Source organism: Mesorhizobium sp. M0244 (assembly GCF_040321795.1).
In the GTDB taxonomy this organism is placed as follows: domain Bacteria; phylum Pseudomonadota; class Alphaproteobacteria; order Rhizobiales; family Rhizobiaceae; genus Mesorhizobium.
Genome location: NZ_JAMYSE010000105.1, coordinates 1 through 22,026, shown reverse-complemented (window position 1 = coordinate 22,026; position 22,026 = coordinate 1). Strand labels below are relative to the sequence as shown.

Here is a 22,026-nt window from a genome sequence, read left to right as displayed (position 1 = left end):
GCGTCGGCATTGACCTTGGCCACCGCGATCTCGGGCAGGACCGTAAAATTGGAGAAGGTCGAGCAGCCCATATAGTGGAAGAGCTTGTCCTTGCCGATCGAGAAGCGCGACGTGCCGTCAGGCATCAAGCCCTGTCCCTGGGTGGCGCGGATGGCGGTGCACAGATTGGTCTTGCGGGACAGGCAGGACGGGCACTGCCGGCATTCCGGCGTATAGAGCGGGATGACGTGGTCGCCCTTCTTGACCGAGGTGACGCCCTTGCCGACGTCGACGACGATGCCGGCGCCCTCATGGCCGAGGATCGCCGGAAAGAGGCCTTCAGGGTCGGCGCCCGACAAAGTGAACTCGTCGGTGTGGCAGATGCCGGTTGCCTTGATCTCGACCAGCACCTCGCCGTCACGAGGGCCTTCGAGGTCGACCTCCATGATCTGCAGCGGCTTTCCGGCGGCGACAGCGACTGCGGCACGGGTTTTCATCTCTTCTCTCTCCCAAAAACTTGTTTTTGCCGAAGCCATGGCTCCGGCCCATTGTGATCGGTCTAGGCGGCGACCTTGCCGGGACCAGCGGGGAACACGCCCGACATCACCGTAAACCCCTTGATGCGCTTGAGCCGGTCGCACCAGCGCCGGATTGCCGGATAGTCCTGACGGGGAATACCCCCCTCCTCGGACAGGATGATGTATGGAAAGCAGGCGATGTCGGCGATGGTCGGGTGGCCGGCCGAACAGATCCAGTTGCGGCCTTGCTGTTCGCCGAACCAGAGATGTTCGTCGAGGATGCGAAACAACCGATGCGCGCCGGCGCGGGCGGCCTCGATGTCGAAATCGTAGAACAGGCTGTCATGCAGGCGCGCCGCCGAGGCGGTTGCGGTGATGCCGTCGGCGAAAGCCAGCCACTGGCTGACCTCGCCAAGCAGCGCCGGATTGTCCAGCGGATACCAGCTCTTCGAGCGATCGTATTTGGCTGCGAGATAGACAAGGATCGCCTGCGCGTCGCGCAGCACCAGCCCGTCGTCGTCGACCACCGGCAGCTGTCCGAGCGGATTGAGCTTCAGGAACCATTCGGATTTATGCTCGCGGCCGGGGTAGAAGTCGACAGGCACGGTCTTGTAGTCGATGCCGAGCAAGCTCATCAGCAGCCGCAATTTGTAGCAATTGCCCGACAGTTCGTAGTCGTAAAGCGTGATCATCGGCTGCTCCTAGATATCGAGTACGAGGCGTGCCGACCTGGCCCGCGAAACGCAGGTCATGATCTTGGTCCCGGCCTGTTTTTCGGCGTCGTTCAGATAGACGTCCTGATGGTCCGGCTCGCCTTCCATCACCGTCGCCACGCAAGTTCCGCATGCACCTTGCTCGCAGGATGACGGCACATCGATGCCGTTCTCGCGCATCACCTGCATGATGGTCTTGCCGGCAGGCACCGTGAGCGTGACGCAAGAGCGCGCCAGGGCCACTTCGAAGCTCGAACTGTCGTCGATCTTGTTGGTGTTCTTGAAATACTCGAAATGCACGGCAGAGTCCGGCCAGCCCTGCTCTGCCGCTGTCCTGCGCGCAGCTTCCAGCATCGGGCCGGGGCCGCAGATATAGACATGCATGCCGTTCCGGTACGGCGAAAGCAGTTCGCGCAGTTTCGCGCCTGTCTGTTCAGGCGTGAGGCCGAGATGCGGCACCAGTGCGCCGCCGAGTTGCCGCAAGCGATCGGAAAAGGCGAGATGCTCTTCCCCTTGTGCGAAATAGTGCAATTCGTGCGCCAGATCCTGGTTCTTCAGCGCCTGCACCATCGCCAGCAACGGCGTGATGCCGATACCGCCGGCGACGAACAGCGTCTTGATCGCGTCACGGCGCAGCGGGAAATTGTTGCGTGGCTCGGAGATCGCCAGCACGTCGCCTTCACGCACGGTCTCGTGCATGCATTTCGAACCGCCCTTCGAATCCCTTTCCAGCTTAACGCCGATGGTAAAACTGTCGGTCTCGCCAGGGCCGTTGGTGATCGAATATTGCCGGACCTCGCCATTGGGCATGTGGACATCGATATGGGCGCCCGGCTGGAAGGTGGGCAGAAGGCCCTTGATCGGGCGAAGCTCGAACCCGGCTATGCCGTCGGCTGCCTGCCATTTCCTTGCCACCGTAACCCGCAGCGCGGCCTTGCGGCCGTGCGTTATCAGTTCCGGCATATCGGCGAGTTCCGCGGATACTTTTTCGTAGACCGGCTCGATCGGCGCGGGTGCGGCCACGTTTGCCGCCTCGCGTTCCGCCTCGTCGCGCAGCCTGCTGAGCCTCTCATTGTGGTGGCGCAGGATGGCGATACGCGCCACTCCCTCGGCGTCGTGATCGAGCACGCCGCGAATGACCGAACGGTTGGAATCGACCGGCTGGATGAAGAAGACGCCATGCGTCTCGGCACTGCCGTCGCGGGAGTGGAGCGCCACGGCAAAATCCTGAGCCGCGTCGACCAGAACATCGGCACCGTCGCCCTGCAAAGCGGTGCTCGGCTGGAAGCGATAGGCCTTCAGCTTCTCCACGACCTTGTCGGCCGGCGCATTGACCGGGATCCCGCGCAAGGCGAGTAGCTTTCCCGCGGGAAGCCCGGCGACGTCCGGCAACTCGCCCAGCGGCTCTTCGGAGGACCAGACGAGGCCGTAGCGCTCCGCTGCCGGAAAGGTACGGTTGGTGATGGTGCACGCCGGTGCGTCGGCCGGGTGCGCCGGGATATAAGTGCAGCCGGCGGTGCGATTCGAATAGCGCCAGCCATGATATTGGCACTTCAGCTCGCGGCCGTCATTGATGCCGATCGACAGCCTGACGCCACGGTGCAGGCAGCGGTTCTCCCAGATGTTGACATAGCCGTCATCGGCCCGCCAGACGGCGAACTCCCGGCCGAGCAACTGGCCATGGAACACATGGCGGTACGGCAAATCGTAGGCAGCAGCGATCGGATGCCACCGGTTTCTGGCTTCTTCCAACATTGGTCGTCTCCAAAAATCTCGTCAGGCGGCAACCGGGATGACGCCGTAGGTCACGCCCTTCTGGCTGAGCCAGCGCCGGTAGGCGATGGCGGACTTGTCGGCGCGGATCGGGGTTTCCGCGCGCGGATCGAGCGGCAGGCGTTTCGGCACCTGGTTCTCCAGGATCGGCTTGTCCTGCCCAAAGATCGTCTGCTGAAAGCGCTTGATCACCTTGTCTTCATTGTCTTCGTCGAGCACGCAAAGCAGCATGTGCGCGCGCACGTGCTCCTGGTCGACGGGCTGGAGGAAGATGGCGATGACGTCGCGCCGGGCCTCATCGGCGGGGCTCGATTTGTAGAGCACTGCGCAGTAGGGGTGCGGTACTCGATAAACGTAGTCCACGTCAGCGCCGCCATCCGAAGCGGTCGAAGCCATGGGCTGGAAGAAACGGCAACGCGTGGCCAGGATCTCGTCACGGTCAACGGAGATCTCGACGTCGTATTCCTTGACTTCAGTATGTGGCTCGACGCCGAGGATATCAGTATGCACGTAGGGAAAATGGCCCATGTCGAGAAAGTTCTCGATGGCGCGCGGCGCCGAGACGTTGACGCCAAACGTTGCCGCGTTGAGCTTGCGGCGGTCGGGCTCTTCATATTCCGGGATCGGGAAGAGCTCGGCTGGCGGCGAGCCGAGCGAGGTCCAGACATAGCCATAGGCGCTCTTGGCGGGCAGCGCTTTACCGACCGAAGCCGGACCGATCGGCTCTGCGGATCTCACACCGGGCCGGGATCTCCAGACCCTGATGGCGCCGCTCGCGTCGACTGCGAAACTGACCTGCTCCCCGAGCAGGGTTGTCTCCACCACACTGCTGGGTGTCGTCTCGCCAATGGCGCCGATCGGGTGCCAGAGATTGAGAATGACCGGGTCCGAACATCGCGTCAGTATCATTTTCATGTCCTTCGAAAGAGCCAACGCCAGCATTGATTGCGTTAGGCCGGGCCGGAATGGCACCGTATGTTACTGCCCGCTCACGCAGCCAGCGCCGATAGAAGACCGAAACGGCGTCGGCCCGAATGGCGCGCGCGCGGAAAGCATGAGCAATCCGCAACAACATGCCAGTCGTTCAGGAGAACCCTGTCACTGCAAGGGCTGGCCATCGCAATCGTCCTCCCTGACCGGCTCTTCACAGCGAACCCGGCTTGGAAGCACCACCATACAAGCACAAGATTGGATATCAATGTTTGATTTTTTGAAACTCTTTCGTGAGTATATTGATTGACAAAAATACCGGACCGATATGCAAATGTAAGCCATAGCTAGCGTGCTGACACTAGCAGTGCCTGCAGGAACGGGAAGCCGCATGAGCAATCGGTCACAGGAGATCGCTGCGACGCTGACGAAAGCGATCATGAACCATCGTCTCGTGCCGGGTTGCAAGCTCGGCGAGCGCGAACTGTCTGAAATCTTCGAGGTCAGCCGTATTGTCATCCGCCAAGCGCTCATCCGGCTGGCCGATGACGGACTGGCTCAGATCGAGCGCAATCGCGGCGCCTTCGTCGCCAGGCCGAGCATGCAGGAGGCTTTGGAAATCTACGACGCCCTGACGCTCGTCGAACAGGGCGTGGCAGCCCAGCTCAGCGATCGGCTGGGCCCGGCCGGTTGGGCCGAACTGCGCCACCATATCGAGCGGCAGCGGCAGGCTGTTGCCGCCGGCAATCATGCCCTCGCCGATGTGCTCGGCCAGGAATTCCATACCGTGTTCGTACGGCTCAGCCGCAACAAGGTGATGCAGGAGATACACGCGCAGCTGGTGCGCCGCACGACGCTGCTGCGCTCGCTCATAACCGCCGATTTCGACTATTGCAATCTGCTGGACGATCACTCACGGATCGTCGACCTCCTGGAAAAAGGCCGGTTGAAACAGGCCATGGACCTGATCGACATCCATCACCGTTCGGTGGTGCGCGGCTATATCATGGACCGTCAGGTGTTTCCGGAGATCACGCCGGCCGAAGCCTTGGCGCCATATCTCGATGGCAAAGCCGATGGAACGGCGGTTCAATCGAGAATGCCGGTGGATGTGCCAGGCGATGGCGGCACAGCAACGCATCTCCATGTCCATCTGCCCAAAACAGACCCGGCAACGACAAGCCGGGCGACAATCAAAAGAACCAACAGAGGGTTATCATGATGAACGACGCAACAAGACGCGAATTCCTGAAATACAGCGGTGCAGTGGGCGCCGCACTTGGCGCCGGCGGGCTGAGCACGATCGCCAGGGCGCAGGAGGTGCTTAAAATTGGTGCCGTCTATGTCTCGCCGGTCGCTGAAATCGGCTGGACCAAGCAGCACAGCCTCGGCGTCGAGGCCATCAAGGCCGCGTTCGGCGACAAGGTCGAGATTACAGTCATCGACAACATCTTCATGCCGCAGGACGCTGAGCGAATCTTCCGCGAACTGGCCAGCGCCGGCAACAAGCTGATCTTCGGCACCAGCTTCTCACACGGAACGCCAATGCAGAAAGTGGCGCCGCGCTTTCCCAACGTGGCCTTCGAACATTGCTCCGGTATCGTTCACCTTGCCAACCTCGGCACATTCGAGGCCAAATATTACGAGGGCACTTTCGTCGCCGGCGCGGCCGCCGGCTACATGTCAAAGTCGGGCAAGATCGGCTTCATCGGCGGCTTCCCGATCCCCGACATCGTCGGCCCGGCCAATGCGCTGTTGCTCGGCGCACAGAGCGTCAATCCAAACGCCACCTGCAACACCATCTTCCTCAATTCCTGGTTCGATCCGGGCAAGGAAAAGGAGGCCGCCAAAACACTGCTTTCACAGGGCTGCGACGTCATCTGCTCGATGACGGACACGGCAACCGGCGTTCAGGTCGCAGGCGAAGGCGGGGCCTGGTCGATCGGCTATGCCAGCGACATGGCGAAGTTCGGATCGGGCAAGCAGCTGACCGCATTCGTCCTCGACTGGACCAGCGACTACGTTGGCGCCGCCAAAGCCGTCGCCGCCGGCACCTGGAAACCTGAAGAGCGTTGGGACGGGTTGGCGGCAGGTGTCGTGAAAATGGCTCCCTATAACGAGGGTATCCACGCCGACACGCAGGCCAAGCTCAAGCAGCTCGAGGCCGATATCGGCGGCGGCAAGGTGCACCCCTATGCCGGCGAGTTGAAGGATCAAGGAGGTAACGTCAAGGTCGCGGCTGGATCGGTTCTGGCCGACGACGACATTCGCGGCATGAACTGGTTCGTCAAAGGGATGATCGGCAAGCTGAGCTGATTGCCATCAACGAGCCGGGAGACGCCGAAGCCCAGATCTTCGGCGTCTCCTTGCCTGGTTCACGTCCAACCTCGCTTCATGCCACGGCAGGGCCCGCCATGCACCCGCGTCTAGAGCTGCGCAACATCTGCAAACGCTATCCGGGCGTCGTCGCCAATGACGACGTCTCGCTGTCGATCCAGCCCGGCGAAATCCACGCCGTCCTTGGCGAGAACGGCGCCGGCAAGTCGACGCTGATGAAGATCATTTATGGTGCAGCGCAAGCCGACTCCGGCGAAATCTATTGCGATGGCAACGCGATCGCCGCGCACAACCCTGCGGTTTCCCGCGCCCTCGGTATCGAAATGGTCTACCAGCATTTCGCGCTGTTCGAATCCGTGTCGGTAGTCGAAAACATTGCCCTTTCGGCCAGCAGCGCCTTCCACCTACCCTCGCTTGCCGACAAGATCCGCGATCTCTCGCTTCGCTACGGGATGCCCATCGATCCGCACCGCCAGGTGCATGACCTGTCGGTCGGCGAGCGCCAGCGCATCGAAATCGTGCGTTGCCTGCTGCAGGAACCGAAGCTTTTGATCCTCGACGAACCGACATCCGTGCTGACGCCGCAGGCGGTGGTCAAGCTGTTTGAAACATTGCGGCAGCTCGCCGCAGAGGGATGCAGCATCGTCTATATCAGCCACAAGCTCGACGAGGTGCAGGAGCTCTGCGACACCGCGACCGTGCTGCGCAACGGCAAGGTCACCGGTACGGCGCGTCCGAACGAGACGACATCGCTCGAGCTTGCCCGCATGATGGTCGGTTCGAAACTGCCGGAAATGCATGTCAGCCCTCCTGCGCCCAGCGAAAAGCCGGTGCTTGAGGTGATTAATCTGTCGGTCACGGCCAAGGACCATTTTGGCGTAGATCTCAAGGACATATCGTTCAACGTGCATGGCGGGGAGATCGTCGGGCTTGCGGGAGTTTCGGGAAACGGCCAGGCAGAGCTGATCGCCTTGCTCAGCGGCGAACGTACCCATGGACACAATGACGCGATCAGGATTTGCGGAACCGCCGCCGCGCGCCTGCGTCCCGACGAACGCCGCAAGCTCGGCCTCGCCTTCGTTCCCGAGGAGCGGCTCGGCCGTGGCGCGGTGCCGTCGCACACGCTGTGGGAAAACGTCGTGCTGACCGCACATCGCTTCGGCACGGTGCGCAACGGGCTGGTCGACCGTCGCAAAGCCAGCGCTTTCGCCGCGGGTATCATCGACAGGTTCAAGGTCAAGGCCAACGGACCGCAATCGATTGCCCAGAGCCTGTCGGGCGGCAATCTGCAGAAATTCATCGTCGGACGCGAAATCGCGCTGACCCCGAAGCTCCTGCTGGTTTCGCAACCGACCTGGGGTGTCGATGTCGGGGCCAGTGCCTTCATCCGCCAGACCATCGTCGACCTCAGCCGCGCCGGTGCTGCGGTGCTCGTCGTCTCGGAAGAGCTCGACGAACTGTTCGAGATCTGTGACCGGCTACTGGTGATCTGCCAGGGGCGGGTTTCGCCACCGCTGGTGCGTAAGACGACTGATCGCGAGGAAATCGGATTGCTGATGACCGGCAGGGCGATGAGCAAGGACCCAATGGCAAGCGGGAGTGGCGACATTGCGCTTCAGAATTGAACAAAGGCCGGAGCCTTCCGCATCGATGCGCGTCGCCGCACCGGTTGTGGCAACGGTTTTGACGCTGGCCGTCGGCTCGATCTTTTTCGCGACGCTGGGACATGATCCGCTGGCGACGCTCTATGCCTTCTTCGTCGAGCCGCTCAGCTCGATGAACGGCCTGTCGGAATGGCTGCTCAAGGCCTCGCCGCTAGTGCTCATCGCTTGCGGGCTGGCGGTCGGCTTCCGCGCCAATGTCTGGAACATCGGCGCCGAGGGCCAGTTCACGATGGGCGCAATTGCCGCCAGCGGTATCGCGCTTTTCTGGCCCAACCCGGAGAGCGTGTTGCTGTTGCCGCTGATGTTCGTCGCCGGCATGGGCGCCGGCATGGCGTGGGCGGCAATCCCCGCCTTCCTGCGCGCCCGCCTGAACACCAATGAAATCCTCGTCACGCTGATGATGACGTATATCGCGACGCTATTCTTGTCCTATCTCGTGCATGGACCGTGGCGCGACCCGGCCGGCTTCAACTATCCGCAGACGGCCCTTCTGCCGACGGCGGCCCTGTTCGAGTCCTTCGACTCGGCCTACCGGCTCAATCCTTCCGTCTTCATCACCATCGTCGCCGTTCTCGTGATGTGGCTGTTCACTGACCGCAGCTTCCTCGGCTACAAGATGTCAGTGAGCGGCGCCGCACCCCTCCCCGCCCGCTATGCGGGCTGTCGCGAGTCGGCGGCCGTCTGGATCGGCCTGCTGGCGGGCGGCGCGGCCGCCGGCATCGCCGGCATGGCGGAAGCCGCAGGGCCGCTCGGCCAGCTCTCGCCACAAATTTCGCCGGGATACGGTTTCGCCGCCATCATTGTTGCCTTCATCGGACGGCTGAACGCCTTTGGCATTGTGCTTGGCGGGCTGTTGATGTCGCTGCTTTTCCTGGGCGGCGAAGGCGTGCAGATGACGCTTGGGCTGCCCTCCGCGCTGACGCGGATTTTCCAGGGCATTCTGCTGTTCTTCCTGCTCGCCGCCGACTTCTCCATCTTCTATCGCGTTTGCTTGGTGCGACCAGTCAGAAATTTGCATGAGCTTGGAGCAGCGCAATGAACGAATTTTGGATTGCGCGGGAGGCAGCCTGATGGATCTGTTCATCGCCATCTTCACCGGCACCATCATTGCCGCCACGCCGTTGATATTCGCCGCGCTCGGCGAACTCGTCGTCGAGAAGTCGGGCGTTCTCAATCTTGGCATCGAAGGCATGATGCTGATGGGCGCGGCACTTGCGTTCTGGGGGGTCACCGCGGGCTACTCCATGCCTGTCGCGATCATTGCCGGCGCGCTTGCGGGTGCTGCCGCATCGCTGCTGTTCGGCGTTCTGGCGCTGACCTTCCTCACCAATCAATATGCGGCCGGTTTGGCGCTGGCGATCTTCGGTTCTGGTGTGTCGGCCTTTCTCGGTCGCGGTTTCGGCAGCGAGCCGATCGAGGCGCTGCATCGCGTGGACATCCCTGTCCTGTCCGATTTGCCGTTGATCGGCCCTCTGCTCTTCCGTTTCGACCCAATGGTCTACTTCGCCCTCGTCATGTTCGTCGCCATAAGCTGGTTTCTCTACCGGACCAAAGCCGGTCTGGTTCTGCGCACGATTGGCGAGTCGCCGCAGACGTCGCATGCGATAGGCTATCCGGTGATCAGGATTCGCTACTTGGCCGTGCTGTTCGGCGGGGCGATGGCGGGTCTGGCAGGCGCCTATCTGTCGGTCGCCTACACGCCGCTTTGGGTCGAGAACATGACCGCCGGAAAGGGCTGGATCGCGCTGGCTCTGGTGGTGTTCGCAACCTGGCGGCCGCTGCGCATCCTGCTTGGCGCATGGCTGTTTGGCGGTATGACGATCCTGCAACTGCAGGGACAGGTGCTCGGACTGGAAGTGCCGTCCGAACTTTTGTCCGCCTTACCCTATCTGGCCACCATCATCGTCCTGGTGCTGATCTCGCGAAACCGCCAAATGCTTGCGCTGCATTTCCCGGCCTCCCTCGCAAAGCCTTTCCGCCCGGCGAGCTGAATTACAGAAGCGTTCCCTGTTGTCTTCCGAGCACCCTGCCGATGCGTGCGCAAGCGCTGGCCGGAAGCGCACCATCTGATATTTGTCCGCCATCAACCCGTCGAAAAGGCGTGGATACGCCAAAGGCTGACGTCCGGCCGTCTGCAAAAATGTGAACGTGCATCGGCTGCAGCTAGCGCAGCGTCGCCAATAGGCGCTCGGCGGCCTTCAAATCTGCTGTACTCAGGCCTTCCACGAATTGCTCGAATACCGGCTGTAACAACGCGCAAGCGCTGTCGACTTCTCCTCGCCCGGCCATCAGCGTCGCCATGTCGATTGCGGTTCGCAGCTCCCATGCTCGCGCACCCTGACTGCGGCTCAACTCCAGCGCCTGCAACAGGCATGTCTCGGCTTCGGCGCGATTGCGTTCCGACACCTGGAGAACAAGGCTTCCCTTCACCCGCAGCAACTCCGGAAGGTACAATAGGTCGCCGTTCTTTTCGACTTGACCAAGTGAATCGTCGATCAGCACCATTGCTTCATCGACCTGACCGATCGCGGACAACCCCCTGACCAGCGAGAGGTTGAGTGCAGTTGTGAGCAATTCGTAAGGCGCCGCATGGAGCTTCTGGAGAGAAGTTCGCAGGCCCTCTACGCCACCTTTCGCGTCGCCTTGACCGATCGCGACGTCGCTTTTGAATCCTCGACCAACCAGCAGGTAGGGAGCCATGGAATGGGATTCGGCGCGGGAAATGAGCATGTCTATGTATGCCTCAGCACTCTCCAGTTCGCCGGCCCACAGGAATACCGATATTCCCCAGATCAAGGCGATCGCCAGCGTCAGCGAATGATCCATGGCGGCAGCCTCATCGATGGCCTGCCGGGCGCGTTCCATGGCTTGATCCGGGTGGCCTTGCAGCCAAAGGTTCCTGGCCAGAATAGCCTTGGCCAGGATTTTGCCTTCGAAACCGAGATAGATCGTCGTGGTTCGCTGAGCGCGCGGTCCGCGATCCAGCGCCGCCTCGAGTTCGGCGCGGGCTTCGGCAAGGTCGCCGCGAAGGTGCAGCGATATCCCCAAAACGGAATGACCCAAAGCGATCGCGACCGAATCCTCCAGCGTCGCGGCTGTGGCTGAGCATTGTTTCGCGAAATGGAGGGCGGTTTTAAAGTTGCCGGTCCGCAGATGGAACATGTTGAGCGGACCCAACAGATGCAACTGATCGAGCTTATCGCCGCGTTCTTCCGCGATCGTGAAGCTTCGCTCCAGGGCGACGCGCGCCGCGTCGCGCCCTCCCCGCGTGAACATCAAGGACACACCGAGCGCCGCTTGGAGATGCATCTCATCGAGCCCACCAAGAGCAGCAGCGTCGAGCGCGAATATCGCGCGCTCGGACCAGCGATGACATTCCGGCAGCAACGACATCGCCAAGAAAACTGGCGCGGCAGCGGCGGCAAGCCCGACGCCGATGTCCGTGTTTCCGTCGGTGCCGAAGCACCATTCCAAGGCGGCTCGAACATTGTTGATGGCGGCGAAGTGAGGGGTCCGTTCCTCGCCGGTCGCCAAGCTTGGCCATTCGAGCCCGGTCTGCTCCAGCCATCTTCGATAATAGGCGGCGTGGCGCACCGCCAGATCGGCGATCTCGGCGTCGTCGAGCTTGATGTCGAGGACATAGGCGCGCGTGGTGTCTAGGAGCCGGTAGCGCATCATCGCTCCGATCGGACGCGTCGCCACGATCGACTTGGCAACGAGACTGTCCATGGAGGCAAGGACGGTTGATCTGTCGAGACTAGCGCTTGTGACGACTTCCAGCGCCGCATCGAGTGTGAAATGCCCCACGAACACGGCGAGCCGGCGAAGCACCACGCGTTCAAGTTCGGTAAGCAGCCCAAAGCTCCAGTCCAGCGTTGCCTGCAGGGTCTTCTGACGCGGTGGCGCTATTCGCGACCCGAGCCACAGCAGCGTCAGACGTTGATCGAGAAGCGCGGCCGTTTGTTGCAGTCCATAGGACTCGACGCGTCTGGCCGCCAGCTCAATCGCGAGCGCCACTCCGTCAAGCTTTCGACAGATGCTTGCGACGAGCAAGGCCTCCGCATCGCTGACCTCCAAACGCGCGCCACCTGCCACAGCGCGCTCGACAAATAGCTGAATGGCTGGAAACGTCTGGACAACCGCCGCCGACAGCCTCGGATCGTCGGGCGGACAGGCAAGCGCATCCAACCGGTATATATGCTCGCTCTCGACCCTGAGCGCCTCGCGACTTGTCGCCAGAATGTGAACCTGTGATGCCGCGTCGATGATGCTTGCGGCCAGCGTCGCCACGGCTTCGACGAGATGCTCGCACGTATCGAGGATCAGGAGAATCCGCTTGTTGCGCAGATAGGCGATCAGATTGGGCGTCGCGTCACTCGATTGAACCGACAGCCCAAGCATGGAGGCAACGGCTGTCGTCACCAGGTCGGGATCGCCAAGCATGCCCAGGTCGACGAACAGCACCGCGCCTGAGAATGCTTCGATCAAATGATGCCCGACCGCGATTGCGACGGTGGTTTTGCCGACGCCGCCGGCGCCGACGATAGTGACGAAACGCGAAGCGTTCAGCCGAGCCGACAGCTTGAGAACGTCCTCATCTCGGCCGACCATCCGACTCAAGCGGCTAGGGAGATTCGCATGCGGAAACCTGGCGGCAATGACAGGCGCATCGTCGCTGGGACCGCCCGAGCGCGAGACGGGTGCAACGAAGCAGTAGCCCCGCCCCGGAAGAGTCGCGATATATCGCGCGCCGTCCTTTCCATCGCCCAGCGTCTTGCGAAGCCTGGTTATGTGAAACCGCAGGCTGCCTTCCTCGACTGTGACATCGGGCCAAACCTGCGACATCAGATCTTTCTTGCCGACGATTTCATTCGGCGTGGAAATCAGGGCGATGAGAATGTCGAGGGCACGCGAGCCTAGCTCTACGGGAGCGCCCTCTCTTGTGAGGAGCCTTTTACCCGCAGCCAAATGGAAAGGACCAAACGACAATCCGTCTTTGGTCTGATCTGCCGTTGCAGTCATGGCGTCTTCTTTCGGAGCCGCCTGCCCTCAAAGCCCATAGTTTAAATCAAGGATCGCCTGCACACCATAGGGACGTCGGCTGCAACGGCCGATTTGCTCGGGAAACAACGGCGCTTGCAGCGACTAACAAGGGCTCACAACGCATAACGGGCGATTCCCTTCTTCTGGGCGTAGGTATCGGGAAGCACACAAGCACCTCGAGCAAATGCACGACCTTAAGGAGAGACCCATGGATACGACCAACACTCCCGAAGTAATCGACCAAGATCGTCGCCGGGTTTTGGGTACTGCCGCGGTCGGCATCGCCGCCGCAGGTGCCGCAAGCCTGCTCCCGTCACGATTGGCCGCCGCATCCACGAGCGATTCCATCCGTCCCTTCACCGTCAGCTTCCCGCAGGAGGAGATCGACGAGCTACGCCGGCGCGTCGCCGCCACGCGTTGGCCCGAGCGCGAACTGGTCACCGATGCAGCTTCTCGGCGGACTTCGGCGACGTTGGCGGCAGGCGACACACAAGGCGTGCAACTCGCCACGATGCAGAAGCTCATCCAGTACTGGGGAGCCGAATACGATTGGAGCAAGTGCGAGGCGCATCTGAAGTCGCTGCCGCATTTCATCACCGAGATCGACGGCCTCGACATCCACTTCATCCACGTGAAGTCCAAGCATCAGGGTGCGCTGCCGGTCATCATCACACACGGCTGGCCCGGTTCGGTCATCGAGCTGCTGAAGGTCATCGATCCGCTCACGAACCCCACGGCGCATGACGGAACCCCGGCCGACGCGTTCGACGTGGTGATCCCGTCGATGCCGGGCTACGGCTTTTCCGCCAAGCCGACCGAACCCGGCTGGGGTCCGGAGCGCATCGCGAAAGCGTGGACCGTGCTGATGAAGCGCCTCGGCTACAACCGGTTTGTCGCACAGGGCGGCGATTGGGGAGCCCTCATCACCGAACAGATGGCGCTGATGGCGCCTCCCGAGTTGATCGCCATCCACACAAACATGCCGGGGACCATTCCGCCCGAGATTGTGAAGGCGCTTGCTGCCGGCAGTCCGCCTCCCGCCGATCTCGGGCCGGACGAAAAACGCGCCTACGAGCAGGTCGCCTTTTTCTACAAGTTCGGCCTGGGCTACGCCAACGAGATGGCGCTTCGCCCGCAAACGCTCTACGGGCTCGTCGATTCACCGGCCGGTTTGGCGTCATGGATTCTTGACCACGACGCGGACAGCTATGCACTGATCGCCCGCTCCTTCGATGGGGAGCCGGAGGGCCTTACCCGCGACGACATCCTCGACAACATCACGTTGTACTGGCTGACGAACACGGCGATCTCGTCAGCCCGGCTCTATTGGGAATTCCGGCAAACGGCGAAGGCGGGCTTCTTTGACGCCAAAGGCATCACCATTCCCGTCGGCGTGAGTGCGAACCCCAGTGAAATCTACACCGCGCCGAAGAGTTGGACCGAGCGCGCGTTCCCGAAGCTTCTGCATTACGGCCGCCCGCCCAAGGGTTGCCATTTTGCGGCATGGGAACAGCCGAAGTACTTCACCGATGAGCTGCGCGCCTCGTTCAAGACGTTGCAGACGTGAAGTATTGGGCGGGGATGGCGCGCCGGACGTGCACGTCATCCGCCGCCTCGCGATACCTGCGCGTAGCGAATCTCCAAAGGGAGAGACTGCAATGGACCTCCTCATCAAGACGCTTGCCACGGTCGCGGCCTGCACGGTGTTCGCCAGCGGCGCGTTCGCCCAGAGCACGGTTGTTCCCGTCGACAAGGAACCCCCGCCCAAGCTGATCGTGGAGCCGCCGCTTCCGGGGCGGTTGGCCGGAGGCGTCGTGTTCATCCCGTACCGGGTGGAGAACTTGCGCATCCTGCCTGTCGGAGGGCCGGCCGCGCGCAACGTGTCCCCGCGGGTCGGGCACCTTCACATCACCGTCGACGACCTGCCCTGGGCGTGGGCGGATTACGGTCAGAGCAACACCATTATTTTGGTGGGCATGCTGCGCGGCCAGCACAAGGTGCTGATCGAGGTGGTGGACGCCGAAGGCAACGTCTTCACCGAGCAAACGGTGACGTTCCATTCGCCGGGCAAGGAGGTTCTACCATGAAGCTCTTCAAGTTGGCGACCGCGCTGGCATTCGGGCTTTGCGTCCTTTCCGCCCTGGCCAACGCCAATGCGGCCGAAGATCGCTCGATCCGGCCCTTCAAAGCTCAGGTGCCGCAAGCGGCGCTTGAGGACCTTCGCCGGCGCATCGCGGAAACACGGTGGCCGGATCGCGAGACGGTCGATGACCAGTCGCAGGGCATACAGCTGGCGAAGATCAAGCCGCTCGTCGAGTATTGGGGCGCCAGCTACGACTGGCGAAAGGCCGAGGCCAAGCTCAACGCCCTGCCTCAATTCATGACAACGATCGATGGCGTAGACATTCACTTCATCCACGTCCGCTCACGTTATCCGAACGCCTTGCCGCTGATCATGACGCATGGCTGGCCCGGCTCGGTGGTCGAACTGCTCAAGACCGTCGGTCCGCTCACGGACCCGACCGCCCATGGCGGACGCGCCGAGGACGCCTTCGACCTCGTTCTGCCCTCGCTGCCGGGCTTCGGCTTCTCCGGCAAGCCGACCGACACCGGCTGGGGCCCCGACCGCATCGCGCGAACTTGGGCGGAGCTGATGAAGCGCCTCGGCTACACACGCTACGTCGCGCAGGGCGGCGACTGGGGGTCCCCTGTCTCGAACGCGATGGGCCGCCTCGCGCCGGCAGGTTTGCTCGGCATCCACATCAACCTGCCGGCGATCGTACCGCCCGAGATTGCCGCGGTGCTCGCCGCCGGCGGCCCAGCGCCTGCGGGACTGACCGAGAAGGAACGCGCGACGTTCGACGCGCTCAGCGCGTCCGCCAAAATGGGGAACAGGTCCTACGCCGTGATGATGGGCACCCGACCGCAGACCATCGGCTACGGCCTGATGGACTCGCCGGTCGGCCTCGCCGCATGGATGCTCGGGCATCCGGGCTTCTCGCGCTGGACATACAGCGAGAGCGATCCCGAAAAGTCGCCGGATGAGGTGCTCGACGACATCACGCTGTACTGGCTGACGGACACCGCGACCTCAGCGAGCCGAATCTACTGGGAGTATGGCGGACGCAGTCCTGCTTTTGCCGGTCCGGAGATGACCTCCGAGATCTCGCTTCCTGTGGCCATCACTGTCTTTCCAGGGGAGAGCTATCGCGCCCCGGAGACATGGGCCAGGCGCGCCTACCGCAACCTGATCTATTTCCACGAGGTCGACAAGGGCGGCCATTTTGCTGCGTGGGAGCAGCCGGAGCTCTTCTCCGCCGAGCTTCGAGCTGCGTTCAAGCCGCTGCGGCAAGATAAGTGAAGAGAGCGGGGCGGCTCGCCCCTTTCCCGCCCAAAACGCGGATCGGGACATTGGGGCCGGTCCGCCATGGATGAACTCAGCAAGGCATTCAAACCCAAGGAGCCCCACATGACCGATACTCAAGCGCGCAGCGAAACTGCAGTCGAGACCCCCGGATCGCGGACGGTCGACATGAAACTCGAAGTTGCCGTCATCCCTGTGTCGGACGTCGACCGCGCCAAGCGCTTCTACGACGGCCTGGGCTGGAGGCTCGATGCCGACTTCGTCAGGAGCGACGGGTCGCGGGCCGTGCAGTTCACGCCTCCAGGTTCGCCGGGCTCTATCCACTTGGGTACCACGCCGGCGCTCTGGCTCATCGTATCCGACATCGTGGCGGCGCGTGCCGAGCTCGTAGAACACGGTGTCGACGTGAGTGAAGTATTCCACCCCGGCGCCGGACCGGGCGACCGTCTCAGCGGTCCGGATCCGGAGCGGCGCAGCTACGCCTCGTTCGCCTCGTTCAGCGATCCGGACGGCAATAGCTGGCTGCTCCAGGAAATTACCGCGCGATTGCCCGGACGCGTGGACAGTGACGTGACGACATTCACCTCGTCGACCGAGCTCGCCGCTGCGCTGTGGCGTGCGGCGCTAGCGCACGGCGAGCACGAGAAGCGGACGGGCGGCCAGCGTGATGAGAACTGGCCGGACTGGTATGCCGAATACATGGTGGCGGAACACGCCGGCAAGCCGCTGCCGCTTTGAAAGTTCGGCGCGCGCGTTGCGCGCCGTATCCTGTACGCGCCGCAACCTCGATCGTACACAGAGGCGTCACGATGAAAACAAACAGGCTGTGGATAGCCGCAGCACTCGCGATGGCAATCGGGACACCGATTGCCGGTTTTCTAGGAGATACGAATATGGGGCGGCCGATAACATCCAAACAGACAGAGGTTCCGTTCCTTCACGGGTTTTCCGCTGGCGCGGTTGCGGGTCAATCCGAGCTTGCCTCTCTCGAGAGTGCGGACGAGTGGATCAATTCACCGCCCCTGACGGCATCGGCTTTGGGCGGCAAGGTCGTCCTTATCGATTTCTGGACCTATACCTGCATTAACTGGCTGCGCACGCTGCCCTATGTCCGAGCGTGGGAGGAGAAGTATCGCGATCAAGGTTTGGTGGTGATCGGCGTCCACTCACCGGAGTTCTCTTTTGAGAAAGACCCGAACAACGTACGTCGGGCCGCGGCGGATTTGGGAGTCGATTATCCGATCGCCGTCGACAGCGGGCACGCCATATGGCGTGCCTTTAACAACCACTATTGGCCAGCGCTGTATTTCATCGATTCACAAGGGCGTGTTCGGCATCATCATTTTGGCGAGGGCTCATACGAACAATCGGAAAAGATCATCCAGGAATTGCTGGCCGAGACTGGAGCCGGCGGATTCGACAGTGAGCCCGTGTCGGCAGTTGCCCGCGGCATCGAAGTGGCGGCCGATTGGGACAGCCTCAAATCCCCAGAAAACTATCTCGGCTATGAACGCACCCAGAACTTTGCCTCCGGCGGCGAACCGGTTTTGGACGAGCCGCGCATCTACGAAGTGCCGGCGCGACTACGCCTGAATGAATGGGGGCTGTCTGGGGATTGGACGGTAAGGCAGGAGAGCGCCGTGCTGAACAAGCCCAATGGCCGCGTCGCGTATCGTTTTCACGCCCGCGATCTTCATCTCGTCATGGGGCCCACAGCTAGGGGAACTTCCGTGAGATTTCGCGTGCTGATCGACGGACAGCCGCCAGGCGCGGCTCGCGGAATTGACGTTGACGAAAATGGCGAAAGCATGGTGGCGGAGCAGCGTCTGTATCAACTCATCCGACAACCAAAACCCATTGTCGATCGCCAGTTCGAGATCGAATTTTTCGGCCCGGGCGTGGAGGTGTTTGCGTTCACGTTCGGCTGATCGTTTGTGCAACGATAGAGGTTCCCAAATGCATTCGCTCAATATCCCGGATGAGATCGACCAAGATCGCCGCCGGTTCTTTGGTGCCGCCGCTATGGCCGTCGCCGCCACTCAACTCGGTCTGATCGCTTCGGCAGCAGCACAGCAGGCGACCGAAGCGCCTGCAACGTCCTTCGGACCCTTGAAGCAGATCGACGCCGGCGCGTTGAGCGTCGGCTATGCCGACGTGGGACCTGCCGGCGGCCCGCCCGTCATCCTGCTGCATGGCTGGCCGTACGACATCCATACTTACGTCGACGTCGCGCCCTTGCTGGCGGCCAAAGGCCACCGCGTGATCGTGCCTTACCTGCGCGGAAACGGCACGACGCGGTTCCTGTCGGAAGAGACGATGCGCAATGGTCAGCAGTCTGCTATCGCCGCCGACATTGTCGCCTTGATGGACGCACTCGGCGTCGAAAAGGCGACCATCGGCGGCTGCGACTGGGGCGCGCGGACGGCGAACATCATTGCCGGACTATGGCCGGAACGCTGCAAGGCGATGGTCTCGGTGAGCGGCTACCTCATCGGCAACCAGCAAGCCGGCAAGCTGCCGCTGCCGCCGAAGGCCGAGCTGCAATGGTGGTACCAATATTACTTCGCCACCGATCGCGGCCGTGCCGGTTACGAGAAATACACGCGGGATTTCGCCAGGCTCATCTGGCAGCTCGCTTCGCCACAGTGGAGTTTCGACGATGCCACCTTCGGACGCAGCGCCGCCGCCTTCGACAATCCCGATCATGTCGACATCGTGATGCATAACTATCGTTGGCGGCTCGGATTGGCTGAAGGCGAGTCGCAGTATGACGAATTGGAAAAGCGCCTCGCACAGGCACCGGTCATCAGCGTGCCTACGATCACGCTCGAGGGCGACGCTAATGGCGCGCCACATCCGGACGCCAGCGCCTATGCCAAGATGTTCTCAGGCAAATATGCGCACCGGGTCGTCACGGGCGGCATCGGGCACAACCTGCCCCAGGAAGCGCCGCAGGCCTTTGCCGATGCCGTTGTCGAGGTCGACGCGTGATCGGGTTCGCAGCGCCGCCCCTGCGGCAGGTACCGCAACTACCAAAAAAATGCCCGTGAGCCGGATCGCAAGAGTTGTTTACACGGCCAGGACCGCAACCACGGGCGGCCGCGAAAATGGCGCCTCGCGCAGTTCCGACGGCCTTCTGGACATCTGGCTTTCGATGCCCGGATCGGCGCGCATCGGCACCAACCCTGAGCAACTCATCGCGGCCGGCTGGTCGGCCAGCTTCGCAAGCGCGATCGCATCTGTGGCCCACGAACGAAAAATCGCGCTGTCGTTGGGAGTGAGCATCGATGCCTCGGTCGATCTGAACCTCGGGGACGACGGCTACTTTCTCAGCACTCGGCTCAACGTCAGACTGCCAGGTGTGGAGTGCAATGCCGCCAAAGCCCTGGTAGGCGAAGCACATAAGATTTGTGCATACTCGAAAGCGACACGCGGCAACATTGAGGTCAAGATCAAGCTGATCTGAGCTGACGGCGGCCTGGCCCGGTGCTGTGACTTCGCAGTATCACGATGATCTGATCGGGCGGCGCGTGGTTTCCTCTCGGCCTCGAGGCGCAATAGGATGTTTAGCGCCGACGCCGCGACTGGATCAGAGTCGCCTAAATCGCAACAACGCAGGGTCGCATTCGCTGAAATTGGGTGGGAGGCAACCCGCGACTGACAAAGCACTCGTCAGCAGATTCCGGTACTGCATTTCGTACAGCAAGGTCTTCAACAAACGGACGTAAGTTGTAGAATCAGGAAAGCCCGATTCAGGAATCCGTCCCATCTGATGTTGGCCGAACCGGTTGATCAGCCGTGCGAGGTCGTAGATGCGCCAATGGCGGACCAAATCTGAAGACCTCACGCAAGCCTAGAGCGCGGCCGATCGGCGTCTCGATCTCAGGATATCAGCACCTTTTTCAGCTATCATGATGACAGGCGCATTGATGTTGCCGCTAACCATTGACGGCATCACTGACGCATCGCAGACGCTGAGCCCCTCTAGTCCCTTCACGCGCAGGTCGGGACCTACGACGGCGCGGTCATCGATCCCCATCCGGCAAGAGCTGGTCGGGTGCCAGGTGGTCGACGCGTTTTGACGGATAAAGGTGGCGATCTCTTTCGGATCGTCGGTGTCAGGCGTCGCGTTGCCCAGCCGGATGTCGTCGAACGGCGCCGCGTTCAGGATTTCACGGTCTTTCCGGACTAGCTCGATTGACAGGCGCAGGTCGTTCGGATCGGAAAAGTAGTTTGGATCGATAATCGGTGGATCGAGCGGGCTGCCGGAAGCAAGCGTCACACTGCCACGGCTGCCCGGTCTGCAGACGTAGCCGCCTATGCCAAACCTCCGTCGATCCGGTACGCCATCCGTGCGGAAAAATTCGGAGGTCCCCGGACAGAAGAAAGTCTGCAAAGACGGGTAAGCCTCGCCGGGGTCAACCGACATAAAAGCACCCACATCAAGATAGTAGGTTGCCAGTAGGCCACCCCCGGTTTCCTCGAACTCGGTTACGGCATCATCGAACTTCAAGGCAACCTGACCATAAACGGCATCCGGATCCTTGACCCAGCCGGTTATGGAGCCCGGGCTGATGTGATCCTGGAGGTCCTGTCCAACACCCGGCAGGTCTGCGACAACCTCCACACCCTTCGCCTTTAGATGATCGGCGGGTCCTAGGCCCGAGAGCATCAAGAGATGTGGAGAACCGATTGCGCCGGCTGCCAGGATGACCTCGCCGTCCGTGCGTGCGATCTCGAGGCGGCGGCCGCCTGCGAAGTATTCGACGCCTTGGGCACGGCCCTTCTCGACGATGATTCGGGTAACGAGCGCCTCCTTTACAATTGTCAGGTTTGGACGGGCAAGGGCTGGATCGAGATAAGCCAGGGCGGTGCTGCACCGCCGGCCATTTCGCAACGTAGCCTGATAGTAGCCACAACCGGCCTGAACCGCGCCGTTGAAGTCGGGATTGAATCGATGGCCGACTGAGACCGCGGCCTCGATAAATTTCTCGCAGAGTGGGTGCCGGTACGCATTGGTCTCGACGCTGAGCGGGCCGCCCGTCCCATGGTACATATCGTCAAGTGCGGTGTTGGCTTCTGCGCGTATGAAATAGGGCAAGACGTCGTCGTAGGACCAGCCGTGATTTCCGAACTGGGCCCACTGGTCATAGTCGCCCGAGTTTCCGCGAATGTAGACCATGTAGTTGAGGATGCTTGAACCGCCGACAACGCGGCCTCTAGGGTAGGCGATGCGCCTGTCGAACAGTTCAGGCTGGTGGGTGGTGGAAAAGGCCCAATCGGACTTGGAGTTCTGCATCCACGAAGCGGCTCCGGGGATGTTGGAGAGCCGGGTGTCTGCCTCGCCGCCCGCCTCGATCAGCAGGACCCTGCAATCCGCATCCTCGGTCAACCGGTTGGCCAGAACGCAGCCGGCTGATCCGGCTCCGACGATGATGTAGTCGAACGACATCAGGTCGACCTCCACGAAGCTGAATTGCCCTTCTATGTTTCAGTCATATCACAATCCAACGACCGCAAAGCGCCCAGAACCGGACATTCGGCTCGTCGACGGCCAATGTCTAGATTCGTAACACATTCGTTCAGCGTCTTGCTCAGTGTCCCGCCCGTTTTACCTCGTTCGCAAGTCTATTGGGCCACTTGGGAGACGGCTGACATCAGCTCCTGCGGGTTTGGCGCTCCAAACATGTATCGCCCACCCTCTG

General features: G+C 61.8%; 18 protein-coding genes. 12 read left to right on the top strand and 6 right to left on the bottom strand.

Annotation, left to right across the window (positions count from 1 at the left end; translation table 11 throughout):
* The 4 genes from NKJ08_RS33510 to NKJ08_RS33495 form a co-directional block, all read right to left on the bottom strand.
* The coding region (locus NKJ08_RS33510) for an alcohol dehydrogenase catalytic domain-containing protein (RefSeq protein WP_352785401.1) at positions 1 to 476 on the bottom strand (476 nt) is incomplete at its 3' end.
* 62 nt (positions 477 to 538) lie between these two features.
* A complete protein-coding gene (locus NKJ08_RS33505; RefSeq protein ID WP_352785398.1) occupies positions 539 to 1,189 on the bottom strand; it encodes a glutathione S-transferase family protein in 651 nt (216 codons plus the stop codon).
* A gap of 9 nt (positions 1,190 to 1,198) precedes the next feature.
* On the bottom strand, positions 1,199 to 2,965 hold the full coding sequence (locus tag NKJ08_RS33500; protein WP_352785395.1) for a Rieske 2Fe-2S domain-containing protein: 1,767 nt from the start codon (positions 2,963 to 2,965) through the stop codon (positions 1,199 to 1,201).
* A gap of 21 nt (positions 2,966 to 2,986) precedes the next feature.
* On the bottom strand, positions 2,987 to 3,892 hold the full coding sequence (locus tag NKJ08_RS33495) for an aromatic ring-hydroxylating dioxygenase subunit alpha (RefSeq protein WP_352785392.1): 906 nt from the start codon (positions 3,890 to 3,892) through the stop codon (positions 2,987 to 2,989).
* Between the two features lie 412 nt (positions 3,893 to 4,304).
* Here NKJ08_RS33495 and NKJ08_RS33485 point away from each other — a divergent pair, with 412 nt between their 5' ends.
* The 5 genes from NKJ08_RS33485 to NKJ08_RS33465 all read left to right on the top strand — a co-directional run bounded on the left by NKJ08_RS33485 (position 4,305) and on the right by NKJ08_RS33465 (position 9,905).
* Entirely contained in the window at positions 4,305 to 5,135 is an 831-nt protein-coding gene (locus NKJ08_RS33485) for a GntR family transcriptional regulator (RefSeq protein ID WP_352785389.1), read from the top strand.
* The gene (locus NKJ08_RS33480) at positions 5,135 to 6,229 is read left to right on the top strand and encodes a BMP family ABC transporter substrate-binding protein (protein ID WP_352785404.1); all 1,095 of its coding nucleotides are present in this window, start codon (positions 5,135 to 5,137) and stop codon (positions 6,227 to 6,229) included. Before NKJ08_RS33485 ends, NKJ08_RS33480 begins: the two co-directional genes overlap by 1 nt.
* A gap of 98 nt (positions 6,230 to 6,327) precedes the next feature.
* Entirely contained in the window at positions 6,328 to 7,875 is a 1,548-nt protein-coding gene (locus NKJ08_RS33475) for an ABC transporter ATP-binding protein (protein WP_352785386.1), read from the top strand.
* Positions 7,859 to 8,953, top strand: coding sequence for an ABC transporter permease (locus NKJ08_RS33470; RefSeq protein WP_352785383.1), 1,095 nt, complete (start codon positions 7,859 to 7,861; stop codon positions 8,951 to 8,953). Before NKJ08_RS33475 ends, NKJ08_RS33470 begins: the two co-directional genes overlap by 17 nt.
* A 31-nt stretch (positions 8,954 to 8,984) precedes the next feature.
* Positions 8,985 to 9,905 (top strand): ABC transporter permease, encoded by a 921-nt coding sequence (locus tag NKJ08_RS33465; protein ID WP_352785380.1) that lies wholly within the window; start codon positions 8,985 to 8,987, stop codon positions 9,903 to 9,905.
* Between the two features lie 172 nt (positions 9,906 to 10,077).
* On the opposite strand, the gene NKJ08_RS33460 is transcribed toward NKJ08_RS33465, so the two are convergent.
* Positions 10,078 to 12,936 carry an ATP-binding protein gene (locus NKJ08_RS33460; protein WP_352785377.1) on the bottom strand — a complete coding sequence of 953 codons (2,859 nt, stop codon included), beginning with the start codon at positions 12,934 to 12,936 and terminating at the stop codon, positions 10,078 to 10,080.
* A 229-nt stretch (positions 12,937 to 13,165) separates the two neighbouring features.
* Here NKJ08_RS33460 and NKJ08_RS33455 point away from each other — a divergent pair, with 229 nt between their 5' ends.
* From NKJ08_RS33455 to NKJ08_RS33425, 7 genes are all read left to right on the top strand, one after another.
* Positions 13,166 to 14,524: an epoxide hydrolase family protein gene (locus NKJ08_RS33455; RefSeq protein ID WP_352785374.1), complete on the top strand. Its 1,359-nt coding sequence runs from the start codon at positions 13,166 to 13,168 to the stop codon at positions 14,522 to 14,524.
* A 91-nt stretch (positions 14,525 to 14,615) separates the two neighbouring features.
* A complete protein-coding gene (locus tag NKJ08_RS33450) occupies positions 14,616 to 15,044 on the top strand; it encodes a DUF6130 family protein (RefSeq protein ID WP_352780550.1) in 429 nt (142 codons plus the stop codon).
* Positions 15,041 to 16,318: an epoxide hydrolase family protein gene (locus NKJ08_RS33445; protein WP_352785371.1), complete on the top strand. Its 1,278-nt coding sequence runs from the start codon at positions 15,041 to 15,043 to the stop codon at positions 16,316 to 16,318. Before NKJ08_RS33450 ends, NKJ08_RS33445 begins: the two co-directional genes overlap by 4 nt.
* Positions 16,319 to 16,426: 108 nt before the next feature.
* The gene (locus NKJ08_RS33440; RefSeq protein WP_352532187.1) at positions 16,427 to 17,059 is read left to right on the top strand and encodes a VOC family protein; all 633 of its coding nucleotides are present in this window, start codon (positions 16,427 to 16,429) and stop codon (positions 17,057 to 17,059) included.
* 71 nt (positions 17,060 to 17,130) lie between these two features.
* The gene (locus tag NKJ08_RS33435; RefSeq protein ID WP_352785368.1) at positions 17,131 to 18,249 is read left to right on the top strand and encodes a thioredoxin family protein; all 1,119 of its coding nucleotides are present in this window, start codon (positions 17,131 to 17,133) and stop codon (positions 18,247 to 18,249) included.
* Between the two features lie 28 nt (positions 18,250 to 18,277).
* Positions 18,278 to 19,312, top strand: coding sequence for an alpha/beta fold hydrolase (locus tag NKJ08_RS33430; RefSeq protein ID WP_502896241.1), 1,035 nt, complete (start codon positions 18,278 to 18,280; stop codon positions 19,310 to 19,312).
* A gap of 55 nt (positions 19,313 to 19,367) precedes the next feature.
* A complete protein-coding gene (locus tag NKJ08_RS33425; RefSeq protein WP_352785366.1) occupies positions 19,368 to 19,787 on the top strand; it encodes an Ohr family peroxiredoxin in 420 nt (139 codons plus the stop codon).
* Positions 19,788 to 20,174: 387 nt separating this feature from the next.
* On the opposite strand, the gene NKJ08_RS33420 is transcribed toward NKJ08_RS33425, so the two are convergent.
* Positions 20,175 to 21,773: a GMC family oxidoreductase gene (locus NKJ08_RS33420; protein WP_352785364.1), complete on the bottom strand. Its 1,599-nt coding sequence runs from the start codon at positions 21,771 to 21,773 to the stop codon at positions 20,175 to 20,177.
* Positions 21,774 to 22,026 lie beyond the last annotated feature (253 nt).

Excerpts from the sequence above, each read along its gene's own strand:
- NKJ08_RS33505 (WP_352785398.1), bottom strand. The coding sequence starts at position 1,189 with ATGATCACGCTTTACGACTACGAACTGTCGGGCAATTGCTACAAATTG.
- NKJ08_RS33500 (WP_352785395.1), bottom strand. The coding sequence starts at position 2,965 with ATGTTGGAAGAAGCCAGAAACCGGTGGCATCCGATCGCTGCTGCCTAC.
- NKJ08_RS33495 (WP_352785392.1), bottom strand. The coding sequence starts at position 3,892 with ATGATACTGACGCGATGTTCGGACCCGGTCATTCTCAATCTCTGGCAC.
- NKJ08_RS33485 (WP_352785389.1), top strand. The coding sequence starts at position 4,305 with ATGAGCAATCGGTCACAGGAGATCGCTGCGACGCTGACGAAAGCGATC.
- NKJ08_RS33480 (WP_352785404.1), top strand. The coding sequence starts at position 5,135 with ATGAACGACGCAACAAGACGCGAATTCCTGAAATACAGCGGTGCAGTG.
- NKJ08_RS33475 (WP_352785386.1), top strand. The coding sequence starts at position 6,328 with ATGCACCCGCGTCTAGAGCTGCGCAACATCTGCAAACGCTATCCGGGC.
- NKJ08_RS33465 (WP_352785380.1), top strand. The coding sequence starts at position 8,985 with ATGGATCTGTTCATCGCCATCTTCACCGGCACCATCATTGCCGCCACG.
- NKJ08_RS33460 (WP_352785377.1), bottom strand. The coding sequence starts at position 12,936 with ATGACTGCAACGGCAGATCAGACCAAAGACGGATTGTCGTTTGGTCCT.
- NKJ08_RS33455 (WP_352785374.1), top strand. The coding sequence starts at position 13,166 with ATGGATACGACCAACACTCCCGAAGTAATCGACCAAGATCGTCGCCGG.
- NKJ08_RS33450 (WP_352780550.1), top strand. The coding sequence starts at position 14,616 with ATGGACCTCCTCATCAAGACGCTTGCCACGGTCGCGGCCTGCACGGTG.
- NKJ08_RS33445 (WP_352785371.1), top strand. The coding sequence starts at position 15,041 with ATGAAGCTCTTCAAGTTGGCGACCGCGCTGGCATTCGGGCTTTGCGTC.
- NKJ08_RS33440 (WP_352532187.1), top strand. The coding sequence starts at position 16,427 with ATGACCGATACTCAAGCGCGCAGCGAAACTGCAGTCGAGACCCCCGGA.
- NKJ08_RS33435 (WP_352785368.1), top strand. The coding sequence starts at position 17,131 with ATGAAAACAAACAGGCTGTGGATAGCCGCAGCACTCGCGATGGCAATC.
- NKJ08_RS33430 (WP_502896241.1), top strand. The coding sequence starts at position 18,278 with ATGCATTCGCTCAATATCCCGGATGAGATCGACCAAGATCGCCGCCGG.
- NKJ08_RS33420 (WP_352785364.1), bottom strand. The coding sequence starts at position 21,773 with ATGTCGTTCGACTACATCATCGTCGGAGCCGGATCAGCCGGCTGCGTT.